Origin of the sequence: Microbacterium proteolyticum (genome assembly GCF_014192415.1) — a bacterium.
Taxonomy (GTDB): domain Bacteria; phylum Actinomycetota; class Actinomycetes; order Actinomycetales; family Microbacteriaceae; genus Microbacterium; species Microbacterium proteolyticum.
In genome coordinates this window covers 1290605-1315731 of record NZ_JACHXY010000001.1, presented here as the reverse complement: position 1 = coordinate 1315731, position 25127 = coordinate 1290605, and the positions used below count along the sequence as shown (strand labels likewise).

The window sequence follows — 25127 nt, the reverse complement described above, 5'->3', positions numbered from 1 at the left end:
CGAGCCTAATCGCGCCGTGCGGGCTCGGCAGGCTCGGAGGCCGTGGCCTTGTCGACGACGAGAGGCTTCGCGGCGCCCGAGAAGAGCCCGGATGCCACGATCAGTCCGACCACGATCAGCAGCGTGGGGAGCAGACCGATGTGGTCGCCGATCCATCCGAGGATCGGCGGGCCGCACAGGAACGCGACGTACCCGATGGTGGCCGCGGCGGCGACGCGAGAGGCGGCCTTGGCGGGGTCGTCGGCGGCGGCCGACATGCCGATCGGGAAGCCGAGCGAAGCGCCGAGACCCCAGAGAGCGGCGCCGAGGAAGACGAGGGGGCCGAACGGGGCGAGGATGAACAGCAGCAGTCCCGCCGCGGCCGTGCCGGCGAGCACCCGCAGCACGAGCACGCGCCCGAGCTTGTCGACGACGGGACCCCCCACGATGCGTCCCACCGTCATGGCGACGGAGAAGACGGCGAGAACCGCCGGGCCCGCCTCTTCGGGTGCGCCGTGTCCGTAGACCACGGCGGACGGCAGCCAGTCGTTCGCGCTCCCCTCGGCGAAGGCCATGCCGAGCATGATGACGCCGAGCGTGTAGGTGCGGGGCTCGCGCCACGCCTGGAGCGACACGGCGAGGCGTTCGCGCCAGTGCGCGCGCTCTTCGTGGGCGGGGGCGTCCATCGCGACCTCTGCGCGCGGCACATTGGCCACCGAGACGAAGGCGACGACCAGGATGACCACTCCCATCGCGGCGCAGTGCGCCATCACCGGGATGCCCAGGCTCACGGCGAGGAAGCCCAGGCCCGCCCCGATCACCGTGCCGAAGCTGAAGAAGGCGTGCAGCAGGGGCATGATCGTGCGGCCGGTGGCCTTCTCGAGCGCTGCGCCCTCGACGTTCATCATGACGTCGACCGCACCGTTGCCGAACCCGAAGAGGGCGAGTCCCACCAGTGCGACACCGAAGAGCTGGAGAGTGTCGGCGCCGAACCCGATGATCGCGAGACCGATACCCACGACCACGAGCGCGACGAGCATGCCCGATCGGGCGCCGATGCGCGCCATGACGGCGGGGGCGATGGAGAGTCCGACGATGGATGCCACGCCCATGCCGAGCAGGAGCAGTCCCACGCCGGAATTCTCGATGCCGAGGGACTCGCGGATGGCGGGCACGCGCGACGCCCAGGTCGAGATGCTGAGGCCGCTCGCGAGGAAGATCGCGCAGATCGCGATGTGCCAGCGCACGAGCTGCGAGCGGGTCAACGTGGAGTGCATGCCCACACTCTAACGAATCGATTCGACATCGATCGAATCGATTCGGGATCCCTGCGCTCGACGGGTAGCATCGCCCCGTGAGCACCCGTCGCGCGACCATCAACGACGTCGCCCGCGAAGCTGGCGTGTCGCCGTCGACCGCGTCGGTCGTCTTCAGCGGCAAGACGCCCACCTCCGAAGCGACCCGCGCCCGCGTGCTCGCCGCCGCCGAGAGCCTGGGCTACACCGGACCCGACCCCCGCGCGGCATCGCTGCGGCGAGGGCGGTCGGGCATCGTCGGGGTCGTCTTCGACCAGCACCTGGGTACCGCCTTCCTCGACCCCGTCACCACGCACATGATGGACGGCCTCGCCGACGGCGTCTCTCGACTGGGCGCGGCCCTGTTGCTGCTCCGCGACGACGGTGTGACCGTCAGCGAGCCGTCGCTGCACACGGCCCCCATCGACGCTGCCGTCCTCATCGGCTGCAGCCCCCGGATGCGCGACTCGCTCGAGATCGTGCGAGGCCGCGGCATCCCGGTCGTGGTGGTCGAAGGCGACGCGGGCGACGGGATCCCTCGCGTGCTGCTCGACAACGCCGACGCGCAGCGAGCCGCCGCCCGCCATCTCGCCGACCTCGGGCACGACGACGTCGTGATCGTCACCCTTCCGGTCGACACCGGACGCCGACGCGGGTGGCTCGCCGCCGACGCCGTCATCGGCGTCGATGTCACCGCCGACCGACTGCGGGGCGCGCGAGAGGTGTTCCCCGATGCGCCCGCACTCGCCGCGGCGACCAGCTCGATCGACGAGGGCGCGATCGCCGGGCGCACGATCTTCGCCGAGCGTCGGCCCACCGCGGTCCTCGCGCAGAGCGACCTGCTCGCGGCGGGGGTCATCCGCGCCGCCGAAGAGGCAGGTCTCCGCGTGCCGCAGGACGTCAGCGTCACCGGGTTCGACGGTGTGGTGGTCGACGGTCTCGCCCCCCACGTTCTGACCACTCTCGTGCAACCCGCCACCGCGAAGGGACGCGCCGCGGGCGAGGCGGTGGCCGCGATGCTCGAGGAAACGGTGCCCTCCGGTCTCGACCTCGAGTGCACCTTCCGGGCCGGGACCACGACGGGCCCGCCTCGTAGCACATGACATCCGTGGGTACGGAGACTCTCATGCTCCGCATAGAATAGGACCGACACCCCGAGAGCCCGGGCAACCGCCCGTCGACCCCGAGGAGGCCCGCGCATGTTGGTGTTCCTCGGCGCGTTCGCGGCCCTCCCGCTGCTCCTCCCGTGGCTCGTCTCACGCATCGGCCCCCGAGCGTTCTACGTCGCGGCCGTGCTGCCACTGCTGGCGTTCGCGCACGCCGTCGTGCTCGCCCCCGCGGTGCTCGCCGGAGACATTCCGTTCGAGGAATACCGCTGGATCCCGGCCATCGACGTCTCGCTCTCGATGCGGATGGACGTGCTCGGGTGGCTGTTGACCCTCGTGGTCACGGGCGTCGGTGCGCTCGTCATGCTCTATTGCCGCTGGTACTTCCGCGGCAAGACCCAGGGTGTCGGGCAGTTCTCAGCCGTCCTGCTGGCCTTCGCCGGCGCGATGTACGGGCTCGTGCTGACCGACGACATCGTCGTGCTGATCATGCTCTGGGAGATCACGAGCGTTCTGTCGTACCTGCTCATCGGGTACTACCACGCCCGATCCTCCAGCCGACGCGCGGCCCTGCAGGCGCTCCTGGTGACGACGCTGGGCGGCCTGGTCATGTTGATCGGCGTCGTACTCATGGTCGTGCAGGCGGGAACGTCGAGCCTGTCGGCCATCCTCGCCGACCCGCCGACCGGCACCGTCGTCGACATCGCCGTGCTGCTGCTGCTCGTCGGCGCCCTGAGCAAGTCGGCCATCTTCCCCTTCCACTTCTGGCTGCCCGGCGCCATGGCCGCCCCCACCCCCGTCAGTGCCTACCTGCACGCCGCGGCCATGGTGAAGGCCGGCATCTACCTGATCGCGCGCCTGGCGCCCGGTTTCGCCGAGACGCCGTTCTGGCGTCCGACGCTCATCACGCTCGGCGTGTTCACCATGCTGCTGGGTGGTTTCCAGGCGCTGCGCGAGCGCGACCTGAAGCGCATCCTCGCGTTCGGAACGGTCAGCCAGCTGGGCTTCCTCACCGTTCTGCTCGGCTATGGCACGCGGGACGCCGCCCTCGCCGGCGTCGCGTTGCTGCTCAGCCATGCGTTGTTCAAGTCGTGCCTCTTCCTCATCGTCGGCGTCATCGACCGCCAGCTGAACACCCGCGACATCGGACAGCTCTCGGGCCTCGGGCGCCAGGCGCCGGTGATGGCCACGGCGTCGTTCATCGCGATCGGGTCGATGGCCGGCGTCATCCCCACCCTGGGTTTCGTCGCGAAAGAGACGGCCCTCACCGCGCTGCTGCACGAGGCGGAAGCCGGCGCCGGATGGGGCGTCGTCGCGCTGATCGGCATCGTGCTCGGGTCCGCCCTCACCGCGGCCTACGGCATCCGGTTCCTGTGGGGCGCCTACTGGACCAAGCGCGACGTGAAGACGACCGACTGGCCGGACCCCCCGATCGGGTTCCTCTCGGCGCCCGTTCTGCTCGCCGCCGCCTCGCTCGCGCTCGGCTTCCTCTCACCGATCGTCGATCACTGGCTCGCGCCGTACGCCGACGGGGTGCCCGAGGCCACGCCGGGTGTCCCTGCGCCCGACTACCCCTACCATCTGGCGCTCTGGCACGGTCTGGAGCCGGCGCTGTTCATCTCGCTCGGCACCCTCGCCCTCGGCGCAGGCGTGTTCTGGGTGGTGCGCAAGACGCAGCTCCACAAGCGCCGGCGCGTGCTCCCCTTCACGGCGAACGACGTCTACAACCTCACGCTGCGGTCCATCGACCACTCGTCCGAGTGGATCACCGCGCGGTTCCAGCGAGGCTCGCTGCCGTTCTACGTGGGCACGATCTTCGTGGTCCTCGTCGTGGCCGAAGGCACCGCTCTGCTGGCGTCGCGCGAGTGGCGCGCCCAGCTCGACGCGTGGCAGTCGCCGACGCAACTCATCTCGGCACCCATCATGATCGCGGCCGGGATCCTCGCCGTGCGGGCACGCAAGCGCTACACCGGTGTCGCGCTCGTGTCGGTGACCGGGCTCGGCATGGTCGTGCTCTTCGCGACCAGCGGGGCACCCGACCTCGCGCTCACGCAGGTGCTCATCGAGACCGTCACCCTCGTGGTGTTCGCCCTCGTGCTGCGGCGCCTCCCGGCGCGCATGGGCGAGCAGAACGAGTCGGTGGCACCGATCGCCCGGGCCATCCTCGGCGCGGGCGTCGGACTGACCATGGCGCTCGTCGCCATCGTCGCGACCGGTGCCCGGCAGGACCTCCCCGTTTCGCTCGAATGGCCGCCGTTGGCGTACGAGATCGGTCACGGGCGCAACGTCGTCAACGTGGCTCTCGTCGACCTTCGCGGGTGGGACACGATGGGCGAGCTCTCGGTGCTCGTGCTCGCGGCGACGGGCGTGGCATCCCTCGTCTTCATCACCGACCGCAGCGACAACCTGGCCCGTCGCTCGGGCACGGCGCGCAGCGTCGTCGGCCTCGGCCGTCGCCGTCCGCTGGTCGAGACCGACGAGGGCGTACGCGCCCAGCGCGTCGGTGAGACCGGCGCCCCGCGCGCCTGGCTCGTGTCGGGGGCCAAGGTGCAGCCCGAGAACCGCTCGATCCTGCTCGAGATCGTCATCCGGGTGCTGTTCCACTCGGTCATGATCGTGTCGCTCTACCTGCTGTTCGCCGGTCACAACCTGCCGGGCGGCGGCTTCGCCGGCGGTCTCGTCGCGGGTATGGGCCTGGTGATGCGCTACATCGCGGGAGGACGCTGGGAGCTGGGAGCGGCCGCACCCACCGATGCCGGACGCCTGCTCGGCGCGGGCATGGCGATCGCCGTGCTGTGCGCGCTCGCTCCGATGTTCTTCGGCTTCGCACCCCTGCAGAGCTTCACCTTCGAGGGTGAACTGCCGCTCATCGGTCACTGGGAATTCGTGACCAGCACCATCTTCGACATCGGTGTGTACCTGGTCGTGATCGGGCTCGTGCTCGACGTGCTCCGCAGCCTCGGCGCCGAGGTCGACCGGCAGTCGCAGCGCCCCGAAGACGCGGAGGTGGTGCCCGCATGAGCATCTCCCTCGTGCTGATCATCGTCATGGCCGTGCTCTTCGCGTGCGGCGTCTACGCCATGCTCGAGCGCAGCCTCACCCGCGTGCTGATCGGCTTCCTGCTGCTCGGCAACGCCGCGAACCTCCTGCTGCTCGTCGTCATGGGAGCGCCGGGGCGTGCGCCGTTCTACGACGGTGGCGAAACGGATGCCGCGGACATGTCCGACGCGCTGCCCCAGGCCCTGACCCTCACCGCGATCGTGATCACGTTCGGCATCTCGGCCTTCCTGCTCGCTCTCATCTACCGGTCATGGCAGCTGGGGCAGGCCGACACGGTCGTCGACGACGCCGACGACGTCGCGCTGCGCACGCGCACGGCCGAAGAGGTCGAGGACGCCATGGACGAGGAGTCGCGCTCCGACGACGACGACTTCACGACCGACTTCGTCGGCGACGTCGCCTCGCCCATCCGCGTGCTCCACCAGGGCGACCTGTCGCAGCTGGTCGACGACGCCCCGGTCGACCGCGTGGCCGTGCAGCGCGATCAGCCCCACGACGACGACCCTCGCGACTCCCAGGACGGTGATCGCCCGTGAGCGCGCTCGTACCCCTGCTCGTCGGCATCCCTCTCATCGGTGCCGCGATAAACCTCATCTTCGGGCGCCGCAAGAAGGTGCAGATCGTCGTGTCGGTCGCCTCGCTGGCGGCGGTGCTCGTGCTCGGCGCGGTCCTGCTCGTGGCCGTCGACTCCGGCGGCCCCATCGCGGTGGCGATCGCAGGCTGGGACATCCCGTTCGGCATCGTGCTCTACGTTGATGTGCTCGCCGCCCTGCTCGTGGTCGTCACGAGCATCGTGCTGCTGGCGGTGCTGCTCTTCTCGATCGGACAGGGAGCGGCCGACAACGACGAAGACACCCCGGTCTCGATCTTCTATCCGGCGTACCTGATCCTGGGCGCGGGCATCTTCAACGCCTTCATCGCGGGTGACCTGTTCAACCTCTACGTGGGCTTCGAGATCCTCCTCGTCGCCTCGTACGTGCTGATCACGCTCGGCGGCACCGAATCGCGCATCCGCACCGGCGTGGTCTACATCGTCGTCTCGCTGGTGTCGTCGATCCTGTTCCTCGCCGCGATCGCCGTGGTCTACGGCGCCCTCGGCACGGTCAACATGGTGCAGATCAGCGAGCGCATGGCCCTGCTGCCACAGGACACGCAGACGATCCTGCACCTGCTGCTGCTGCTCGCCTTCGCGATCAAGGCCGCCGTGTTCCCGCTGTCGTTCTGGCTGCCCGACTCGTACCCGACCGCCCCCGCACCCGTCACCGCGGTGTTCGCGGGTCTGCTCACCAAGGTCGGCGTCTACGCGATCATCCGGACCGAGACTCAGCTGTTCGTCGCGAACGACCTGAACTTCCTGCTGATGATGGTCGCGCTGGCGACGATGATCGTCGGCATCCTCGGTGCCGTCGCGCAGGCCGAACTGAAGCGCATCCTGTCGTTCACGCTCGTGAGTCACATCGGCTACATGATCTTCGGACTCGCGATCAACACGCCCCTGGCGATCGGGGCGACGATCTACTACATCGTCCACCACATCATCGTTCAGACGACCCTGTTCCTGGCCGTGGGACTCATCGAGCGCCGCGCAGGGAGCACGTCGATCCTGAAGGTGAAGGGCCTCATGCGCGCAGCACCCCTGCTGGCGGTGCTGTACTTCATCCCGGCGATCAACCTGGGCGGTCTTCCGCCGTTCTCGGGCTTCATCGGCAAGTACGCGCTGTTCGACGCGGCGGCTCAGGTGGGCACTCCCGTCATGATGGTGCTCATCGTCGGCGGAATCGTCACCTCGATCCTCACCCTGTACGCCCTCATGCGCGCGTGGAACCTGTCGTTCTGGCGTGAGGATGACGACTCGGCCGAGACGACCGAGCGCATCGCCTACCTCGGCAACGCCCCCGCCGCCACGATCTCGACCGAGCGCCGCACGATCCCGGCGATCATGACGTTGGCGACCGCCGGCATGGTGGTCGTGACCATATCTCTCACGGTGTTCGCCGGTCCGCTGCTCGACATGTGCCTGCGCGCCGGCGAGACCATCGCCGAAGGCGTGAGCCTCGTGCAGCTGCAGGAACAGGTGGGCGAGCAATGAGCCCGTCGCGTCGCTCGCAGGTCTCGCTGTTCCTGCACCAGCTGCCGCTGCTCGTGTGGCTCGTGGCGCTGTGGATGCTGTTGTGGGGCCAGCTCACCTGGCTCGCCCTGCTCACCGGCCTCGTCATGGCCGTCTTCGTCACGCGCGTGTACCGCCTTCCGCCGATCGAGCTGTCGGGGCGCATCAACCTGTGGTACGGCCTCGTCTTCGTCGTCACCTTCCTCGGCGCGGTCATCAAGGGCTCGCTCATCGTGGCGTGGCAGGTCCTCGACTTCCGTCGGCAACCCGGGGCGGCCATCATCGCGGTACCGCTCCGCGTGGACGACGACGTGATCATGGCTCACACGGCGGTCACGGCATCCCTCATCCCGGGTTCGCTCATCGTCGACGTGGACCGCGACAACCGGACGCTCTTCCTGCACACGATCGGCGTGCGAAGCAACGAGGATGCCGAGCACCAGCGCCGCGTCGTGCTGCGGTGGGAAGCCCGGATCACGCGGGCCGTCGGGTCGAAGGAAGAGCTGCTGGAGCTTCAGGCGCGAATCGCCGACAGCTCCGCCCACGATGCCGACGCGTCCCCTGGAGAGCGGAGGACCTCGCCGTGACCACCGTTCTCATCGTCGTCATCCTCGTCGTGTTCGCCGCTGCGGCGGTGCTGGCTCTCATCCGCCTCGTCATCGGCCCCTCGATCCTCGACCGCGCGGTGGCGGCCGACGTCCTGCTCACCGAGGTGGTCTGCATCCTGGGCGCCGACATGGTGATTAACCAGCACACGCGATCACTGCCCGCGATGCTCGTCATCGCGGCCATCGGCGTGTTCGGGTCGATCGCCGTCGCCCGCTTCGTCGCGCGGAAGGAGAACCCGAGATGACCATCGAGGCCGTTCTCGACATCCTCGCGCTCGTGCTCGTGCTGATCGGCGCCGTGCTGTGTCTGATCGCGACCATCGGACTGCTGCGCTGGCGCGACGTGCCGACGCGCCTGCACGCGGCGACGAAGCCGCAGGTGCTCGGGGTGCTGCTCATCGTGATCGCGGTGGAGCTGTCGCTGCGGTCATGGGAGGCGCTCGCGTTCGGCATCCCGATCGTGCTCATCCAGTTCGCCACCGCACCCCTCGCCGCCCACATGGTGGGTCGCGCGGCGTACCGCAACCGCACCACCGACGAGGCGAACCTCTACGTCGACGAGTTGCGCCACAGCACCGAGCAGCCCGGTTCGACGGGCACGGAGTCGCGTCCGGAGCGCTGAGATCCTTCGGCGAGGGCTGCGCTGCGCTGGGTAAAGGCGTGGGGCGGCGCGGCGGGGCGGGGCGGTGCGGCGGGGCGGTGCGCGCTGGGCGGTGCGCGCTGGGGCGGTGAGCGCTGGGGTGGCGTGAGAAACGCTGTTCTGTGCGAGAAACGCCTCGTCGACGCGTTTCCCGCACGGGAAGGCGTTTCTCGGTGGGCGAAGCGGCGGCGCGGCTGGGCGGCGCGGCTGGGCGGCGCGGCGGGGCGGGGCGACGCCGCGCGGGGCGGCGTGAGAAACGCTGTGTCGTGCGAGAAACGCCTCGTCAATGCGTTTCCCGCACAGGACAGCGTTTCTCGGCGGGGGAGCGGCCGGTCGGCGCACGCGGGCCGAGAAACCTGGGCGACGGCGGCGTGATGCGCGGGTCAGATGCCGGCTTCGCGCATGTCCTCTCGGGCCTGCGGCGACGCGGTCCCCTCGCGGGGGTCGGGCGTCTCGGTTCGGTGATCGAGCTCGCGCGCTTCGCGCTCTGCGCGGCGACCCTCCGCGAGGAACGCCAAGCGGTTGAGGCACTCATGGTTGCGCATGGTCAACATCGGCTTCCACAGCAGCGCCGGAAGGATCGACGCCGCACCCGAGACGGGCTCCTCGACGATCGTGACCGCTGTTCCCGCCGGATGCGGGCGGGCGTCGATGCGGATGACGCCGCGACCCACGATGCCCGCCCTGGGCCGCAGTCGAAGCCGGCGCGGCGGGTCCCACTCCACGATCTCGGTCTCGTCGTGGATCATCACGGGCCAGACGCCGAGGGAGTGGTGGATGCGCGATCCCTCACGGGGCCACTGCGGGTCGACATCGCGCATGCGCGCCGCTCCGACGACCCACACGGGGTAGAGCCATCCGTCGGATAGCACCGCGAACAGGTCGTCGGGGGTGCAGTGCATCAGTCGCGTGTTGCGGGCGGCCATGGCATCCGTTCGGTCGGCGTGTTTCGACTGTAGGACGGATGCCGCGGGGTCGGCAGGACTTGACTCGGCCGTGCGCAGGACCGATCCCCGGACGAGCTGAGAGGCCCGGGTTCGCACGGCGACGGTCTGCGCGATCCGCACGACGTCAGTGGCATCCGGGCCGTGGTGGCGGGTGTCGTGCGGATCGCGGAGTTCGTGCGGCTGCATTAGGGAGCCCGTCGGGGCGGGGGGACCGGCTCGTCAGACCGGCACGGGGAGGTCGGCGGGACCGCCGCGGTCTGTCACCCCCGGGTGATGTCGGTGACCACGCCCTTCGCCAGGCGCAGGCGGCGGCGCGCGCGCCTCGCGACGGCGGAGTCGTGCGTCACCACGACGAGCGTCAGTCCCTCGGCGTTCAGCGCCTCGAGCACGTCGAGGATCTCGTCGCGCATGCGCTCGTCGAGGTTGCCCGTCGGCTCATCGGCGAGGAGCACCCGCGGCTGTTTGGCCACGGCGCGGGCGATCGCGACGCGCTGCTGCTGCCCGCCCGAGAGTTCGCCCGGTCGATGGTCGGCGCGGTCTTCCAGCCCGACCCGCGCCAGCGCTTCCGTCACCCGCCGTCGCCGCTCCGCGCGATCGAGGCCGAGGGGCTCCAGCCCCATGTCGACGTTCTCGGCGGCGGTGAGGGTGGGGATGAGGTTGAAGCCCTGGAAGACGAAGCCGATCTCCCGCGCACGAAGGCGCCCGAGCTGGGCGTTCGAGGCGGCCGCGATGTCGACATCGCCGAGCGTCACGGACCCGCTCGAGGGGCGGTCGAGGGCGCCGAGCATCTGCAGCAGCGTAGATTTGCCCCCGCCGGTCGGGCCCTGGACGGTGACGAAGTCGCCCGCGGCGATGTCGAGGTCGACGCCGGCCAGAGCCTGGACGGTGCGGTCGCGCTGGCGATAGGTGCGGGTCACCCCCCGCAGGCTGTAGGCGGTCGTGGTGAGGGTGGGGGCGGTGAGGGTCATGATGTCTCCTTCGAAGGACGGGGGATGCCGCTCACGCGACCGAGCGGAGGGCGGCGGCGGGACTGAGACGGGCGGCGCGCCAGCCGCCGAAGGCACCCGCGAGCACACCGCCGAGTACGGCGATGCCGACGGCGGCCACGACGACGACCGGGGTCACGGGGGCGCTGAGCACGATGTCGGCGGCCTGCGTCGCGGCCTGACCGAAGCCGCCGGGACCGCCGGGGCCGAAGCCCTCGCCGCCACCCTGGCCGGCGCCGGTCGCCTCGCCGCCGACCGAGATGGTCGGCGAGATGACGTTGACGAGCAGGATGCCGCCGAGCCCGAGGATCAGGCCTGCGACGCCGCCGAGCAGACCCTGGGCGAGCGATTCGCCCGCCACCTGGCGCACGATGCGACCGTTCGACCACCCGATGGCCTTGAGGGTTCCGAACTCCCGCGTGCGGCGGGCGACACCCGACATCGTGAACAGCACCGCGAGGGCGAGAGCGACCAGCAGCACCACGACGGACAGCCACGTGCCGAGGTTCGAGATCAGCGATGACGCGCTCGACAACGAGCCCGAGACGGTCGAGGCGAGCTCGGACTGCGAGCTCACGGTGGCGTCGGGAAGCGCGGCTGCGATGTCGCTCTGCACCGCGTCGATGGCATCCGCCGACGAGGCCTGCACGTACACGGTCGAAACCACGTCGCCGACCCCGGCGAGCGTCTGGGCGACGTCGAGGGGGAGATAGACGTTCGCCGCGGTGTCGGCGTCGGCCGATGCGGAGGCCACGATCCCGACGATCTGCATCGTCGTGCCGGCGACGTCGACGGTGCCGCCGACGGTCAGTCCGGCGCTCGCCGCGTACGTGGCGTCGATCACGGCGACGTCGGTCCCGGCGTCGGAGGCGGCGAGGGCGCGCCCGTCGGAGACGGCCACGGCGGAGAGGGGGCCGACGGATGCCGCCGGGTTGACGCCGAGCACGCTGAACGAGTCGACACCGAAAGCACTGCCGCCGTCGCCGCCGGGGCCCCCGCCGGCGGGCGGCTGCTGCGGCATCCCGTCTCCCTGCGTGGTTCCGGCCTCGGCGCTGCGGTCGGGCATCTGCCCCGAGAAGGTGGTGTTCGTCAGCGACAACGCGCCGGTCGCGGCGGAGACGCCGTCGAGGCCGTCGACGGTGGTGACGGTGGAGGCGTCGAGCGTGCCGCGTCGCATGTCGGTGATCAGCCGCGACTGGCTGAGCGTCGTGGTCCCGTCGGTGGTCGTGCCCGCGTCGGCGTCGAAGTCGAAGCGCGGGCCGCCGCCCTGCCCGGGCTCGGTCTGGGCGCCGGTCACGGTGAGGTCGGTGCCGACGCCGTACACCGACGACAGCGCCTGCGACTGTGCGTCGCGGACGCCCGCCGAGAGCGCGTTGACGACGATGACGAGCGCGATCGCGATCGCGAGTCCCACCGCGACGATCACGGTCTGTTTGGTGCGGCCGGCGAGCTCGCGCCGAAGGTACGTGCCGTACATGGTTCTCCTTCCGGACGCGGGGTGCGGCCGTCTCAGGCGACGCTAGGAACGGCACCCTCACCGCTCCCTCACCGTTGCTATGAACCGCGTATGTCACGTGACCCCGGGGCCCGGGAGCGTGCATGCTGGCTCTCATGACCTCCCGCCCCGCGCCCCTCGCCCGTCCCGACGGCTCGCCCATCCGCGTGCTCGTCGTCGACGACGAAGCCAACCTCAGCGATCTGCTGCGCATGGCGTTGAAGAACGAGGGGTGGGATGCCCGCACCGCGGCGAACGGACAGGAGGCGCTCGGCGTCATCCGCGAGTTCGCGCCCGACCTGCTGGTGCTCGACATCATGATGCCGGGGCTCGACGGCATGGAGCTGCTGACCCGCGTCCGGGCCGCGGGCAACGACGCGCCCGTGCTGTTCCTGACGGCGAAGGATGCCGTGGAGGACCGCATCGCGGGGATCTCCGCCGGCGCCGACGACTACGTCACGAAGCCCTTCAATCTCGAGGAGGTCATCGTGCGGCTGCGGGGGATGGCCCGCCGTCACGTCGCAGCGGTCGTCGATGCCGACCCGAGGTTGCGCGTCGGTGATCTCTCGCTCGACGAGGACTCGTACGAGGTCGAGCGCGGCGGCATCCCGATCAAACTCACCGCGAAGGAGTTCGAGCTCCTGCGCTATCTGATGCAGAACCCGCGCCGGGTGCTGAGCAAGGCGCAGATCCTCGATCAGGTGTGGAGCTACGATTTCGGCGGCAACGGCAGCGTGGTCGAGATCTACATCTCGTACCTGCGCAAGAAGATCGACACCCTCGGAGAACCGCTCATCCACACCGTGCGCGGTGTCGGTTACACGATCAAGGCGCTATGACCCGCGGTCGCTGGACGCTGCGCCGCACCCTCGTCGTGGGGACGAGCGTGCTGGTCGCGCTCGCGTTCGTGGCGATGAGCCTGGCGACGATCCTGGCGCTGCGCTCCTTCGCCCTCGACCGCCTCGACCAGCAGGTGCGCGAGGGGTTGTCGTTCGCCGTGGGCCGCGACGGCTTCGGCGGGAGCGGAGACGACGATCGGCCGTCGAGGACGGATGCCGGGATCCCGGGACCGGGAGGCGGAGACCCCGGGGCGGATGCCGGGGTTCCGGGGTCGGATGCCGGGAGCCCCGCACCGCGCATCGGCACCCTGCAGGCGGTGATCTCCAGCGACGGCACGGTGCAGATCTCGGGGTACACGCGGGCCGACGGAACCTTCGTGACGCTGAGCGACGAACAGATCGCCCTGCTGCGCTCGTCGGTGGCCACGGACAGCGTGCCCACGACCGTCGACCTCGGCGCGGACCTCGGCGCGTTCCGTGTCGCCGCGGCCGAGGACGACGGCCTCACCATCGTGGCGGGCAGTTCGCAGACGGACGTGACGGCGACCACCTCGGCGCTGACCGTCATCCTCGTCGCGGTCTCGGCGGGGACGCTGCTCATCGCGGTACTGGGCCTCTCACTGCTCGTGCGTCGCAGCCTGCGGCCGCTCGACCGCGTGGCGCGTGTCGCCCAACGCGTGTCGACCCTCTCGTTGAGCGCGGGAAGCGTCGACATCCCGGACAGGGTGGCGGCGGCCGACACCGACCCCGCGACCGAGGTGGGCCGTGTGGGCTCGAGCCTGAACGAGCTGCTCGGGCACGTGCAGTCCTCCCTGGCCGCGCGGCAGCACAGCGAGGAGCAGCTGCGGCGGTTCATCGCGGATGCCAGCCACGAACTGCGCACGCCCCTCGCCAGCATCCGTGGCTACGCGCAGCTCTCCCTCGGCGAGGACGCGCCGATGACACCGACGCAGGCCCGTTCGTTCGACCGGATCGAGTCGGAGGCGGTGCGCATGGCATCCCTCGTGGACGATCTGCTGCTTCTGGCGAGACTGGATGCCGGACAGACGCTGCGCCGCGACGAGGTCGAGTTGACGCTGCTCGCCGTCGACGCCGTGAGCGATGCCCAGGCCGCGGATGCGACGCACGAGTGGCGTCTCGACGTGACCGACGACCTCATCTCGGTCACCGGCGATGAGAACCGCCTGCGGCAGGTCGTGGCGAATCTGCTGCGGAACGCGCAGACGCACACACCGCCGGGGACGACGGTGACGCTGGCGCTCGCGCGCGAGGGCGCGGAGGCCGTGCTGCGCGTGGCCGACACCGGGCCGGGGATCGACCCCGGCGTGGCCGGACGACTGTTCGATCGCTTCGCCCGCGCCGACGACGCCCGCAACCGCGATGCGGGGAGCACGGGCCTCGGGCTCTCGATCGCGCAGGCGATCACCGAGGCGCACGGCGGCAGCATCTCGGTCGAGAGCGTGCTGGGGCGGACGGTGTTCGAGGTGCGGCTGCCCGCGTGAGCGGAGGCGGAGTCGGCTCCGCGGCCTACACGATTCCCGATCACGGGCAATGCCCCGTACCTCACTCATAGGAACGCTTAGGGTCCCGTTATGTGCCCGCTATGAGGATCTGAAGATGCCCGCGCCCCCCGACGCCGATTTCGTTGTACTCACCAGCCGTCTCGCGCCCCACCGTGATGGCGGGTACGCCGTCGCGGTCGCTTCGCGCCTTCGCCTGCTCGGGTCGATCGGTGTCGCGCGCCCGCTTCTTCTGACCTTCGACGCCGGTGGCGCGGACGAGCACGCGAAGGACAATCGACAGGCATTCCCCGACCCGGACTCGAACGTCGAGGTGCGGAACCTCTTCGAAGAGATCCTGCACGACCCGTCCTGGCTCTACGAGAAGGCTCGAGAGGGCCGAGCCGATCCCGATGCCGCCTACCGTGCGATCCGCGACGGAGAGGGAAGAGAGGTCGTCTCCCTTCCCGTCATCAGCGACTCCGCCTGGTACCTGACGGACACGCCGGTGGTCGTGCGCGCAGACGGCGGCTCCAGAACCATGGCCGGCTTCCGTGAGCTGTACATGGCATGGCTGACGCGAGTGGTGGCGCAGCTGCGTTCGCGCGCCGATGATGCCGATCGGTGCATCGTGGTGATCTGCGAGTCGAAGCAGCTCGGCGAGCTGATCGCGGACTGGGCCGACCCGAAGGTGCGCATCGTCCACACCGTCCACAACTCGCACCTTGCCGCCCCCTGCGAGCCGTCGTCGTGCCTGCGAGACGACGGGTGGCGCAGGTGGCTCGCCCTCCTCGACCGCTTCGACGCCGTCATCTGGCCCACCGCTTCGCAGGAAGACGACGTGGCCGAACGCTTCGGAGCCCATGAAGGCTCCGTCGTCATCCCCACGCCGATCACCGCCGACTCCCGTCCGCGTCCTCGCCGGCGGAGGGTCCGCGAGGTCCTCATGGTGAACAGGCTCGTGGATCAGAAGCGGGTGGACACCGCGATCACCTCATGGCCGCGCGTGCTGCAGCGGGTTCCCGATGCGCACCTCCACGTCTACGGGGACGGTCCCCTGCGGACCCTCCTGCAGAACCTCATCGAGGACCGCGGCCTGGCGCAGAGCGTGCACCTCCACGGCTACTCCGATCGGGTGCGCGAAGCGATGGCCGTCTCCACCGCCTTCCTCAGCACCAGCGCCTTCGAAGGACAGAACCTGGCCATCGGCGAAGCGCTGGCCAGCGGTCTGCCGGTCGTGGCCTTCGACGTGTGCTACGGGCCTCGCGACTACGTGGGCGGCGGAGGCATTCTCGTCGCGCCCGGCGACACGGAGGGGGTGGCGAGCGCTCTGTCCGCACTCCTGCTCGACGAGACCGCGCGGGCCGAGATGTCGGAGCGAGCAGTCGAACAGTCGCGGCGACTGAGCCCGGAGGCGGTCGGGGAGACCTTCTCGCGCCTGCTGGAAGACGTCATAGCTCGTCCGGCGAGACCCCGAACGTCAGGCTCGGAGCGCGCGGCGTGATCTGCCGGACGCGCCGAGCGAGTCGCTGAGACGCGTCGTCCGCCGACGCCGCAGCGCGACGCGACCCGTTACCTCACGTGGTCCGTCGCACGAAACGCCGGCGTCAGCCGATCAGGCTCGGTTGGAGGTCGCGCAGGGTGCGGTGGTGGGTCATGCGGGTCACGCCGATCGCCGCCACCAGCACGCCGCCGACCATCCACGCTCCCAGCACGAGCAGATCCGAACCGACCCGCGTGACGTCGCCGCCGTACATGACCTGGCGCATGGCATCCACGACGTACCCCATCGGCAGCACGTGGTGCAGCGCCGCGAGCGGGGCGGGCAGCGTCTGCCAGGGGAACGTGCCGCCGGCGGTGACGAGTTGCAGCACCATCAGCACGAGCCCGAGGAACTGTCCCACCGAGCCGAGCCAGACGTTCAGGGCGAGCACGATCGCGGCGTAGGTCGCCGAGGCGAAGATCAGGATGCTGAGAGCGGCGGCCGGGTTGGCGAACGAGAACTGCAGGGCGATGGCGAGCACCGTGAACAGCCCCACCATCTGCACCGCGCCGAGACCAGCCGGGGCGAGCCAGCCCGCCAGCGTCACCCGCACGGGGGAGCGCAGCGCCGTGATCGCGCGCTTGGAGACGGGCTTGACGATGAGGAACAGCGCGTAGATGCCGATCCACCCGGCCAGCGCCGCGAAGAACGGCGCGAGGCCGGCTCCGTAGTTCTGGGCCGTGGTCACCGCGCTCGTGCCGACGGCGACGGGATCCGAGATGGCCTGGGCCTGCGCCTGCCGGGTCGCGTCGTCGGCGTCGGGGATCTGGTCGGCGCCCGCGGCGAGCCCGTCGCGCAACTGCGTCGCCCCCGTGGAGAGCTGCCTGAGACCGGAGTCGAGCTGCGCCGCGCCGTCGCGCAGCTGCGCCGAGCCGTCGCGGAGCTGCGCGGCACCGGATGCCGCGGTGCCGGCGCCGTCGGCGAGGGCCGAGGCCCCGTCGGCTGCGCTCGCCGCGCCCGTGGCGAGGGAGGCGCTGCCGGCGGCGACCTGCTGGGCGCCCGCGTCGAGCTGGTCGATCTGGGTCACGGTGTCCTGCACGCGCGTGTTCGCCGCGGCGAGGCGTTCGCCGACGGGGTCGAGGCGGGAGAGGATCTCGTCGACGCGGGCAGCGTCGAGTCCTGCGTCGGTCAGTGCCTGTGCGATGTCGGCTCGTGCCTGGGGGAGTTGGGCCGCGGCATCCCCGGCCGCCGATCCCACCCGGCGAGCCGCGTCGTCGATGCGGTCGACCCCGCCGGCGACCTGCTGCGCACCGTCGGCGACCTGTGCCGCACCGTCACGCAGTCGGGCGGTGCCGTCGCGCAGCCCTGCGGCGCCCGAAGACAGCTGAGCGGTGCCGTCGGCGAGCTGCGCCGAGCCGTCGGCCAGAGTGACCGAGCCGCTGGCGAGCTGCGACGAGCCGTTATTCGCCGTCGCCAGAGCATCGACGAGCTGCGTCGCCCCGGTCGTGGCGTCGACGAGCTTCATGCGGATCGTGTGGAGGGCGTCGAGCAGGGTGAGCCCCGCCTCGTCGGTGACCTTCTGAGCCACCGATGTCTGGATGCGGGCCACGGCCTGCGTGCCGATGGTGGAGGCGAGGTAGTTGTTCGCGTCGTTCGTGCGCAGTTCGATGTCGGCCTGGCGCGGGCTGTCGCTCGAGAGCGAGGCCACGGCATCGGTGAAGTCGGCCGGCAGGGTCACGACGAAGTCGAAGTCGCCCGCCTGCAGCCCCGCGTCGGCGTGGTCGGAGGTGACCCGGTGCCATTCGAAGGTGTCGCTGTCGAGCAGCTGCTCCGCCGCTTCGTCGCCGAGGTTGCGGAGCGTGCCGTTCACCTCTGCGCCCCGGTCATCGACGACGAGCGCCACGGGGACGCTCGAGAGGTTGCCGTAGGGGTCCTGGTTGGCCCACAGGTAGAGCCCGCCGTAGAGGATCGGCACGACGAGCAGGGCGGCGAGGGCGATCACCGACATGCGGGTCGACGTGAGGCGGCGGAGTTCCGCCGTGATCATCTGGGGGATCTTCATTCCACGACCTCCGCGGCCTCGATCGCGGTGCGAGATGCCTGGCCCGCGATGGCGAGGACGGCGTAGCCGCGCTCCGCGAACTCCTGTGCGATCCTCCACCAGGCGAGGGGCTCCCCGCCGTGACGGTCGGGCGCCACGAGGACGAGTCCCTCGACGTCTTTCCTCAGCGCGGCCAGCTCGAGCAGCAGTCGGATGCGCACGCTCGGGTCGACGTTGCCGATGGGGACGCCGGCGGACGCGTCGAGGCCGATGCCCTCCAGCCACCGTGCGGCAGCGAACGGGGTGGGGGCGTGGCCGGCGAACATGAGTTCTTCCGCGACGACGCCCGTGACCGAAACGTTCGGCTCCGGTTCCGACACGACCGGGGCGTCGACGAGCGCGACGCGGCGACGGAGGCTCCGGGCATCCACGCGTCCGTCGATGGTGACGGCGCCGGAATCGATCTTCATGCGGCCGGATGCCAGGAGACCGAGCACCGTGGGGCGCTGCTCGGTCTCGGCGACGACGAGACTCGCCCGGCCTGTCTCGAACGCGGTCGTCGTCGCGGGCAGGGCGCTGCGGCCCTTCGCGACGGCGTCGACGACGACTCTCATGACGTCGCCAGGTCGGGGTGCTGGGCGAGCAGGTGGCGCGCCTCGGTCCAGGAGAGCCCGGCGATGCCGAGCACCGCGCAGACGGCGATCTCGCGCGCCGTGGAGCTCACGGCATCCACCCGGGAGACGACCGTGCGGCCGGTCTCTTCCAGCAGGCGCGACAGCGTGGGGGCGGGCAGGTCGGTGCGGAGCTCGCCGGCCTCCTGTCCACGGCGCACGATCTGATCGATGCGGCGGCGCAGGGGAGCGAGCGCGGCGGAGGTTTCGGGCAGGTGGGCGTCGTCGAGGGCGAGGGCGGCCGCCGCCTGCACGTGGGCGGCTTCGCGCCAGAGCTCGGATGCCAGGCGCGCGAGCGCCACGCGGGAATCGGCGTCGTCGATGCCGGCGGCGATGGCGTTGAAGCGCGACGCGCCGGCGGCGATGACCTCGCGGACGATCGCGTTGCGGTCGTCGAAGTGGCCGTAGAGTGCGCGGCGCGACAGGCCGGCGCGGCGAGCGATGGTGTCGATCGACGCGCGGGGGTCATGACCGATGGCGGCGGTGGCCGCGCTCAGAATGCCGGCGCGGTTCTCGACGGCGTCGCGGCGGGTGGATGTGCTCACAATGGACAAGTGTACGCACAAAGTGCACACCGGTGTGCAAGTTACGGAGGCGTGCCTATGCCTGCTGCGGATACGCCCCGTCAGCACCGGCCGCGGTCCATGCCGCACCGAGGGCGAACAACGTCGGCGCGTCGTAGTACTCCATCGCGGCCGCGATGCGACGTCGACCTGTGCGCGCGTTGATACCCAGCCGGCTCGACGCGCCCGCGAGCGTGTAGCCCTGCTGCATGAGGCGCAGGATCGACGTCCACGGCTGCGCGTCGACGCCGACGGGGGCTGCTCGGCGCCACAGCTCGTCGAAATAGGCGCGCACCATGTTCGCCAGGCCCTCGTGACGCACCCCCAGGACGCTCGTGGGAGTGATCTCTCCCCAGGTGTACGGCAGGGCGAGATAGTCGCCGTCGACCCAGAACCACGCCGGGGCCTTCTCGAGAGAGCGGTACTCGAGTCCGGTGGGACCGTACAGCGCCATTCGTTCGAGGACCGCCGGATCGGTGGTCACCGACGCGGGGACGATGATGCGCACGTTGTCGCGGGCGCTGAGCGCGGCGCCGAATCGCATCGCCCGGTCGGGGGATGCCGCCATCAGCCGGTCCACGCTGGTGAAGACGGCGACCAGCGAGCTCGTCGGGGTTCCGGAGAGTTCCCACATCAGGTCTTCGGCGGCGTACGGGCCGTGCCGCAGCACCGTGGGGACCAGGTCGGCGGACGCCTCTCCGACCGACCAGGCGCGCAGAACGGAGGGGAGGTTCTCGAGGATCCGCTCGATGCCCGACATCGCATCCTCGGCGGCCGCCCGCACCCGGCGGGTGTGCACCGTCACGGCCTCGTTCGCCCAGTCGGCGGGGGGCGGATAGGCCAGGACGTCGTCGACGCCGCCGATGAGACCGCGTTCCCGCAACCGTCGGACGGCGGCGACGACCTGCGGGGCATCGAGGTGAGTGGTGAGGACGGCGTCGTCGACCGTCGACGGTCGCCCGCGCAGAAGAATCTCCAGCAGGGTGTCGTCATCCATTTTGATTCTCCGAAGTGTGACCGGTCAGACTCCCCATCATGGCCGGGGCGCTCTCTCGCGGTGACGGCTTGCCCTCGCCGAGGAATCCCGCATCTCTTGGACGTTCGTCCATCCGCGACACCGAACAGTGGTTCGTCGGCCCCGCGTCATCCCCCGACCGCAATGGTCAGTATCGCCGCCCCGGCGAGGCCGAGACCGGCCATCTGCACCCGGCCGACACGTTCACGGACGACGGCGATCGCGAACACCACCGTCACGGCCGGGTAGAGCGAGATGACCACGCTCGCCAGCGACAGCAGGCCGGTGCGGAATGCGTAGAGCATGGTGACGTTGGCGACGGCGTCGAAGACGCCGATCAGGACAGCGAGCCAGAACAGCCCCCCTCCGACGGGTTTCGCGCGGCCGAGGCGGAGCGCCGCGGCGAGGATGACCCCCGCTGCCACGGCGCGGGCGAAGGCCAGCGGCCACAGGCCGCCGTCGGCGGGCATCTGGCCCGTGAACACGAAGCTCAGCCCGAACAGCGCGCCGGACCCCACCGTCAATCGGGCGACCCGCGGTGTGAACCGGGGCGCGTCGGTTCCGCCGGCACCACTGCGGCTGACCAGGGGGATGGCGATCACGGCCAGGACGATCCCGCCCACCGCCAGTGTCGACGGGCGTTCGCCGAGCGCCACGCCCGCGACGACGGGGATTGCCGTGACGAGGATGGCGGCGACCGGTGACACCACGCTGATCGGGCCGTCGGCGAGGGCGAGGTAGTACCACCAGATCGCCACCGCCGTCGCGAGGCCCGACGCCCCGCCCCACAGCAACGCCTCAGGGGAGAGTCGTCCGCCCGCGAACGGCGCCGCGGCGGCGATCAACAGCGTCGAGACGGGGTAGGTGAGGAGGATGACGCGCAGAGCATCGATCCGCCGTGATGCGATCGCGCCGAAGAAGTCGCTCGTGCCGTAGGCGACCGCCGAGACGAGCGCCAGGGCGATCGAGATCATCCGAGGTCGTGATCGGCGTGAGGCGCCCTGTGCCGCCGCCGGGCGGAGGGAAGGGTGACCACGCAGAGCACCGCGACGGCGCCGAGAGCGACAAGAGCAGCGGCCATGAAGATGTCGACGCCGTGGCCCCACACATCGTGGCCCACCAGGATCAGGTCATCCCAGAAGGCATACGCGAAGGCGGCGACCGCGACCAGCTTGCCGAGGTGATCCACCCAGGTGATCTCCTCGCGGTTGTGGGCGACGGCGCGCAGCACGCACCCGAATCCGGCGATCCCCAGCACCACGACCGCGAGAATGCCGACGGTCGTGTTGCGGTCTTCGTGCGCGCTCTCGTGGATCCAGGTGACCGTCGGGATGGCGACGAGGCCGGCCAGCACGACCGCCAGCACCGGGAACACCGGATGTCCGCGGCCGAAGCGGCTCATCACCGGTCGATCGGATGCCGTTCGGACGGCGGGTTCTGAGCTCATGCGGGACTTTCCGGTCGGGTCGTATGAAGTGCACACCGCGCGGGCCCCGCCCCGCAAGAGCCGCTAGCGGTCATGGCCGGAAGAGGACACCCCGCCATCCGCACGCCCTTGCGGGGGAGGGGCTCAGCCGAGCACGAACGACAGCACCAGCGTCATCCCGAGCGCGATCACGGACGCGAGCGAGACGCCCAGCGTCACCGTCTTCAACGCGCCCCGCACCGTCTGACCGAGGAAGGACTGCAGCAGCCAGAACGTGTTCGAGGTCACGTGCACGCAGAAGAGCGCACCCGCACCGGCGGCCAGCGCGACCAGCAGGGGGTCGAGTCCCATGGTCGAGGCGACGGGCGCGATGATGCCGGCCGCGGTGATCGCCGACAGGGTGACCGAGCCGACCGCGATGTGCAGGACCGCGGCCATGGCCCACACGACCAGCAGCGGCGCGAAGGGGGTGGCCTGGAAGGAGCCCTGCAGCACGTCGCCGAGGTCGCCCTGGGCGATCACCGCGGCGAGCGAGCCGCCGACACCGGTGAGCACGAAGATCTGCCCGCCGTCGTGGAAGCCCTTGACCACGGCCTTCTCCACGCGCTCCCGCCCGACGGCCGCACGGGCGACCGCCCCGGTGAGGATAACGGCCAGAAGCAGTGCGATGACGGGGCTGCCGAGGAACTGCATCGGAGCGACCTCGACCTGCAGCACCGCGAGCACCGCCTGCGCGGCGATGAGCAGCAGCGCCACCAGCATCGGCGCGAACAGCAGCAGCAGGGGCCGCTCCCGGGTGGCGGAGGCGGCGAGGGCGGTGGATGCTGTCGGCGCGAGCGTGACGAGGGGTGCCGGCGCGGGGGCATCGGTGTCGCGGGGCAGACCGCCCACGCCGGTGAGCAGGGCGCCGCCGTGGGGCACGTCTTCGGTGGTCGCCGCCTGCTGGTCGCGCTCGGGATTCCAGAAGCCGAGGCGGAAGAACATGCTCATCAGCAGGATCGAGAGCGCCACCGTCGGTACGACGACGGCGAACCCGCCGAGCAGCATCTCGCCCAGCGGAACGCCGACGACACCCGCCAGGGCCACCGCGGCGAAGCCGGGCACCATCATCACGATCCCGACCTCGAGCGACACCGCGAAGGTCACGCCGATGATCCCCGTCCCGGCCGGTCCGAGGCGCGCGGCGATCCGTCGGGCGAGGGGCGCGGCGATCACGATCATCACGTCGACGAAGATCGTCTGCAGGTAGGTCGCCAGCGACAGCCCGAGGGCGAACGGGATCCCGCGGCGTCCGAACACCCGCATCAACGCTTCCACGAGACGGGTGACGGCGCCCATCTCGTTGAGCATCGCGCCGATCAGCACCCCCCACGCGATCAGGAGCCCGGCATCCATCATGACCTCGCCGAAGCCCTGCGTCATGGTCGAGACGGTGTCGAGCGGGCCGAGCCCGGTGAGGATGCCGATCGCCGCCGCCCCCACGGCGAGGGCGATGACGGGATTGATCCGCAGGCGGACGATGGCGACGACCACCGCGAGGATGACGGCGGCGACGACGGTCAGGGTGTACCACCCGGGCATGGGCTCTCCTCGATGCGTTCGGGCGGGTGCATCGATCCCGTCGGGCGGCGTACGTCGACCCGCATCCGGCCACGTGGGCGGGAGGCGAACGGCTCCGGCAGCTCAGGATGGCGGACGGCCCCGCCGCGCGGCAAGGTCCCGAAGCGGTCATGTCCGCTAGCGGACAGCATCCCGTCCGCCGCGGCGACTCAGCCGGCCGTCGCCGTCGCGGACGAGAGCCGCGGCAGACGACAGTCGTCGTGAGCCGAGGCTCGGGGCGGGACGCCGCCGCGAACGAACGCCGCCGCCCGCGGACGGCGGGCGACGGCGTTCGGTGCGAGGAGGGTCAGTCGGTGCCGGAGTCGAACGCGGCACCTTCGCCAGCCGCGTCGGTCGCGTCGGCAAGGCGCTCGCCGTCGGCGTCGAGGCGGGCCGCGGGCTCGATGATGTCGCGGGCCCCGCCCTGGGTCACGTTGCCGACGAGCTCACCGGTCGGACCCCCGATGAGGCCGAGGCTCGCGTACTGCTCGAGGCGTGCGCGCGAGTCGGCGATGTCGAGGTTGCGCATGGTGAGCTGTCCGATGCGGTCGACCGGGCCGAAGGCGGCGTCGCCGACGCGCTCCATCGACAGCTTCTCGGGCGAGTACGACATTCCGGATGCCACGGTGTCGACGATCGTGTAGTCCTCGCCGCGGCGCAGGCGCACGGTGACCGAGCCGGTGATGGTGGAACCGACCCACTTCTGGATCGACTCGCGCAGCATCAGCGACTGCGGCTCGAGCCAGCGTCCCTCGTACATGAGTCGACCGAGGCGGCGGCCCTGCTCGTGATAGGTCGCGAGGGTGTCCTCGTTCAGGATGCTGTTGACCAGGCGCTCGTACGTCAGGAAGAGCAGGGCCATGCCCGGCGCCTCGTAGATGCCGCGGGACTTGGCCTCGATGATGCGGTTCTCGATCTGATCGCTCATGCCGAGGCCGTGGCGTCCACCGATGGTGTTCGCCTCTCGGACGAGCTCGACGGGGTCGTCGAAGCGCGTGCCGTTGATGGCGACCGGTCGTCCGGCCTCGAACTCGACGGTGACGTCCTCGGTCTCGATCACGACCTCGGGGTCCCAGAAGCGCACGCCCATGATGGGCTCGACGATCTCGAGCGAGACGTCGAGGTGCTCGAGCGTCTTGGCCTCGTGCGTGGCGCCCCAGATGTTGGCATCTGTCGAATACGCCTTCTCGACGCTGTCGCGGTAGGGGAAGTCATGGGCGACGAGCCACTCGCTCATCTCTTTGCGCCCGCCCAGCTCGGTCACGAAGTCGGCGTCGAGCCAGGGCTTGTAGATGCGCAGCGCAGGGTTGGCGAGCAGGCCGTAGCGGTAGAACCGCTCGATGTCGTTGCCCTTGTAGGTGGAGCCGTCGCCCCAGATGTCGACGCCGTCTTCTTTCATCGCGCGCACGAGCAGGGTGCCGGTGACGGCACGGCCCAGCGGCGTGGTGTTGAAGTAGGTGCGTCCACCCGAACGGATGTGGAACGCGCCGCACGCGAGGGCGACGAAGCCCTCCTCGACCAGGGCCGTCTTGCAGTCGACCAGGCGCGAGACGTCGGCGCCGTACTGCGTGGCGCGGCCGGGGATCGAGGCGATGTCGTCTTCGTCGTACTGTCCGAGGTCGCCGGTGTAGGTGCAGGGGATGGCGCCCTTGTCGCGCATCCACGCGACGGCCACGGAGGTGTCGAGACCACCCGAGAAGGCGATGCCGACGCGCTCGCCGACGGGAAGGGACTGCAGGACCTTGGACATGCCGTCGATTCTATTGCG

The 25127-nt window shown here is 70.5% G+C and carries 22 protein-coding genes; 10 read left to right on the top strand and 12 right to left on the bottom strand.

The window, feature by feature from the left end; translation table 11 throughout:
* Positions 1-5: 5 nt before the first annotated feature.
* Positions 6-1256, bottom strand: coding sequence for an MFS transporter (locus tag FHS07_RS05995; RefSeq protein ID WP_183418926.1), 1251 nt, complete (start codon positions 1254-1256; stop codon positions 6-8).
* Between the two features lie 77 nt (positions 1257-1333).
* Between FHS07_RS05995 and FHS07_RS05990 the strand changes: the two genes are divergently transcribed.
* The 7 genes from FHS07_RS05990 (at position 1334) to mnhG (ending at position 8777) form a co-directional block, all read left to right on the top strand.
* Positions 1334-2377 carry a substrate-binding domain-containing protein gene (locus tag FHS07_RS05990; protein WP_183418925.1) on the top strand — a complete coding sequence of 348 codons (1044 nt, stop codon included), beginning with the start codon at positions 1334-1336 and terminating at the stop codon, positions 2375-2377.
* 96 nt (positions 2378-2473) lie between these two features.
* On the top strand, positions 2474-5401 hold the full coding sequence (locus tag FHS07_RS05985) for a Na+/H+ antiporter subunit A (RefSeq protein WP_183418924.1): 2928 nt from the start codon (positions 2474-2476) through the stop codon (positions 5399-5401).
* A complete protein-coding gene (locus tag FHS07_RS05980) occupies positions 5398-5976 on the top strand; it encodes a Na(+)/H(+) antiporter subunit C (RefSeq protein WP_183418923.1) in 579 nt (192 codons plus the stop codon). Before FHS07_RS05985 ends, FHS07_RS05980 begins: the two co-directional genes overlap by 4 nt.
* Positions 5973-7529, top strand: a complete 1557-nt coding sequence (locus tag FHS07_RS05975) for a Na+/H+ antiporter subunit D (RefSeq protein ID WP_183418922.1) — start codon at positions 5973-5975, stop codon at positions 7527-7529. Before FHS07_RS05980 ends, FHS07_RS05975 begins: the two co-directional genes overlap by 4 nt.
* Positions 7526-8134, top strand: coding sequence for a Na+/H+ antiporter subunit E (locus FHS07_RS05970; RefSeq protein ID WP_183418921.1), 609 nt, complete (start codon positions 7526-7528; stop codon positions 8132-8134). Before FHS07_RS05975 ends, FHS07_RS05970 begins: the two co-directional genes overlap by 4 nt.
* On the top strand, positions 8131-8400 hold the full coding sequence (locus FHS07_RS05965) for a monovalent cation/H+ antiporter complex subunit F (protein ID WP_183418920.1): 270 nt from the start codon (positions 8131-8133) through the stop codon (positions 8398-8400). The genes FHS07_RS05970 and FHS07_RS05965 overlap by 4 nt, the downstream gene beginning before the upstream one ends.
* Positions 8397-8777, top strand: a complete 381-nt coding sequence (mnhG, locus tag FHS07_RS05960) for a monovalent cation/H(+) antiporter subunit G (RefSeq protein WP_183418919.1) — start codon at positions 8397-8399, stop codon at positions 8775-8777. The genes FHS07_RS05965 and mnhG overlap by 4 nt, the downstream gene beginning before the upstream one ends.
* Before the next feature lie 401 nt (positions 8778-9178).
* On the opposite strand, the gene FHS07_RS05955 is transcribed toward mnhG, so the two are convergent.
* The 3 genes from FHS07_RS05955 to FHS07_RS05945 all read right to left on the bottom strand — a co-directional run bounded on the left by FHS07_RS05955 (position 9179) and on the right by FHS07_RS05945 (position 12205).
* The gene (locus FHS07_RS05955; RefSeq protein WP_246383127.1) at positions 9179-9928 is read right to left on the bottom strand and encodes an SRPBCC family protein; all 750 of its coding nucleotides are present in this window, start codon (positions 9926-9928) and stop codon (positions 9179-9181) included.
* Between the two features lie 74 nt (positions 9929-10002).
* Positions 10003-10710, bottom strand: a complete 708-nt coding sequence (locus FHS07_RS05950) for an ABC transporter ATP-binding protein (RefSeq protein WP_183418918.1) — start codon at positions 10708-10710, stop codon at positions 10003-10005.
* A gap of 31 nt (positions 10711-10741) precedes the next feature.
* Complete coding sequence (locus tag FHS07_RS05945) at positions 10742-12205, bottom strand: ABC transporter permease (protein WP_183418917.1); 1464 nt, start codon at positions 12203-12205, stop codon at positions 10742-10744.
* Between the two features lie 134 nt (positions 12206-12339).
* On the opposite strand from FHS07_RS05945, the gene FHS07_RS05940 reads away from it, so the two are divergent.
* From FHS07_RS05940 to FHS07_RS05930, 3 genes are all read left to right on the top strand, one after another.
* Positions 12340-13062 carry a response regulator transcription factor gene (locus tag FHS07_RS05940; RefSeq protein ID WP_183418916.1) on the top strand — a complete coding sequence of 241 codons (723 nt, stop codon included), beginning with the start codon at positions 12340-12342 and terminating at the stop codon, positions 13060-13062.
* Positions 13059-14564 carry a sensor histidine kinase gene (locus FHS07_RS05935; protein ID WP_183418915.1) on the top strand — a complete coding sequence of 502 codons (1506 nt, stop codon included), beginning with the start codon at positions 13059-13061 and terminating at the stop codon, positions 14562-14564. Before FHS07_RS05940 ends, FHS07_RS05935 begins: the two co-directional genes overlap by 4 nt.
* Positions 14565-14679: 115 nt before the next feature.
* Entirely contained in the window at positions 14680-16065 is a 1386-nt protein-coding gene (locus FHS07_RS05930; protein WP_183418914.1) for a glycosyltransferase, read from the top strand.
* 103 nt (positions 16066-16168) lie between these two features.
* Here FHS07_RS05930 and FHS07_RS05925 read toward each other — a convergent pair whose 3' ends face one another.
* The 8 genes from FHS07_RS05925 to argG form a co-directional block, all read right to left on the bottom strand.
* Positions 16169-18106 (bottom strand): YhgE/Pip domain-containing protein, encoded by a 1938-nt coding sequence (locus FHS07_RS05925; RefSeq protein WP_183418913.1) that lies wholly within the window; start codon positions 18104-18106, stop codon positions 16169-16171.
* Positions 18103-18699 (bottom strand): hypothetical protein, encoded by a 597-nt coding sequence (locus tag FHS07_RS05920; protein WP_183418912.1) that lies wholly within the window; start codon positions 18697-18699, stop codon positions 18103-18105. Before FHS07_RS05920 ends, FHS07_RS05925 begins: the two co-directional genes overlap by 4 nt.
* Positions 18696-19301: a TetR family transcriptional regulator gene (locus FHS07_RS05915; RefSeq protein ID WP_183418911.1), complete on the bottom strand. Its 606-nt coding sequence runs from the start codon at positions 19299-19301 to the stop codon at positions 18696-18698. The genes FHS07_RS05920 and FHS07_RS05915 overlap by 4 nt, the downstream gene beginning before the upstream one ends.
* A gap of 55 nt (positions 19302-19356) precedes the next feature.
* Positions 19357-20316, bottom strand: coding sequence for a hypothetical protein (locus tag FHS07_RS05910; RefSeq protein WP_183418910.1), 960 nt, complete (start codon positions 20314-20316; stop codon positions 19357-19359).
* 146 nt (positions 20317-20462) lie between these two features.
* The gene (locus tag FHS07_RS05905; protein WP_183418909.1) at positions 20463-21308 is read right to left on the bottom strand and encodes a DMT family transporter; all 846 of its coding nucleotides are present in this window, start codon (positions 21306-21308) and stop codon (positions 20463-20465) included.
* Positions 21305-21781, bottom strand: a complete 477-nt coding sequence (locus FHS07_RS05900) for a hypothetical protein (RefSeq protein ID WP_183418908.1) — start codon at positions 21779-21781, stop codon at positions 21305-21307. The genes FHS07_RS05905 and FHS07_RS05900 overlap by 4 nt, the downstream gene beginning before the upstream one ends.
* Positions 21782-21904: 123 nt before the next feature.
* Positions 21905-23341, bottom strand: a complete 1437-nt coding sequence (locus tag FHS07_RS05895; RefSeq protein WP_183418907.1) for a GntP family permease — start codon at positions 23339-23341, stop codon at positions 21905-21907.
* A gap of 325 nt (positions 23342-23666) precedes the next feature.
* Entirely contained in the window at positions 23667-25109 is a 1443-nt protein-coding gene (argG, locus tag FHS07_RS05890; protein WP_183418906.1) for an argininosuccinate synthase, read from the bottom strand.
* Between the last annotated feature and the right edge of the window lie 18 nt (positions 25110-25127).

Bases quoted from the DNA above. Each gene is read 5' to 3' on its own strand.
- mnhG (WP_183418919.1), top strand. From the start codon at position 8,397: ATGACCATCGAGGCCGTTCTCGACATCCTCGCGCTCGTGCTCGTGCTG.
- FHS07_RS05950 (WP_183418918.1), bottom strand. From the start codon at position 10,710: ATGACCCTCACCGCCCCCACCCTCACCACGACCGCCTACAGCCTGCGG.
- FHS07_RS05905 (WP_183418909.1), bottom strand. From the start codon at position 21,308: ATGATCTCGATCGCCCTGGCGCTCGTCTCGGCGGTCGCCTACGGCACG.
- FHS07_RS05935 (WP_183418915.1), top strand. From the start codon at position 13,059: ATGACCCGCGGTCGCTGGACGCTGCGCCGCACCCTCGTCGTGGGGACG.
- argG (WP_183418906.1), bottom strand. From the start codon at position 25,109: ATGTCCAAGGTCCTGCAGTCCCTTCCCGTCGGCGAGCGCGTCGGCATC.
- FHS07_RS05895 (WP_183418907.1), bottom strand. From the start codon at position 23,341: ATGCCCGGGTGGTACACCCTGACCGTCGTCGCCGCCGTCATCCTCGCG.
- FHS07_RS05980 (WP_183418923.1), top strand. From the start codon at position 5,398: ATGAGCATCTCCCTCGTGCTGATCATCGTCATGGCCGTGCTCTTCGCG.
- FHS07_RS05955 (WP_246383127.1), bottom strand. From the start codon at position 9,928: ATGCAGCCGCACGAACTCCGCGATCCGCACGACACCCGCCACCACGGC.
- FHS07_RS05940 (WP_183418916.1), top strand. From the start codon at position 12,340: ATGACCTCCCGCCCCGCGCCCCTCGCCCGTCCCGACGGCTCGCCCATC.
- FHS07_RS05925 (WP_183418913.1), bottom strand. From the start codon at position 18,106: ATGAAGATCCCCCAGATGATCACGGCGGAACTCCGCCGCCTCACGTCG.
- FHS07_RS05945 (WP_183418917.1), bottom strand. From the start codon at position 12,205: ATGTACGGCACGTACCTTCGGCGCGAGCTCGCCGGCCGCACCAAACAG.
- FHS07_RS05985 (WP_183418924.1), top strand. From the start codon at position 2,474: ATGTTGGTGTTCCTCGGCGCGTTCGCGGCCCTCCCGCTGCTCCTCCCG.
- FHS07_RS05995 (WP_183418926.1), bottom strand. From the start codon at position 1,256: ATGCACTCCACGTTGACCCGCTCGCAGCTCGTGCGCTGGCACATCGCG.
- FHS07_RS05920 (WP_183418912.1), bottom strand. From the start codon at position 18,699: ATGAGAGTCGTCGTCGACGCCGTCGCGAAGGGCCGCAGCGCCCTGCCC.
- FHS07_RS05930 (WP_183418914.1), top strand. From the start codon at position 14,680: ATGCCCGCGCCCCCCGACGCCGATTTCGTTGTACTCACCAGCCGTCTC.
- FHS07_RS05900 (WP_183418908.1), bottom strand. From the start codon at position 21,781: ATGAGCTCAGAACCCGCCGTCCGAACGGCATCCGATCGACCGGTGATG.
- FHS07_RS05910 (WP_183418910.1), bottom strand. From the start codon at position 20,316: ATGGATGACGACACCCTGCTGGAGATTCTTCTGCGCGGGCGACCGTCG.
- FHS07_RS05970 (WP_183418921.1), top strand. From the start codon at position 7,526: ATGAGCCCGTCGCGTCGCTCGCAGGTCTCGCTGTTCCTGCACCAGCTG.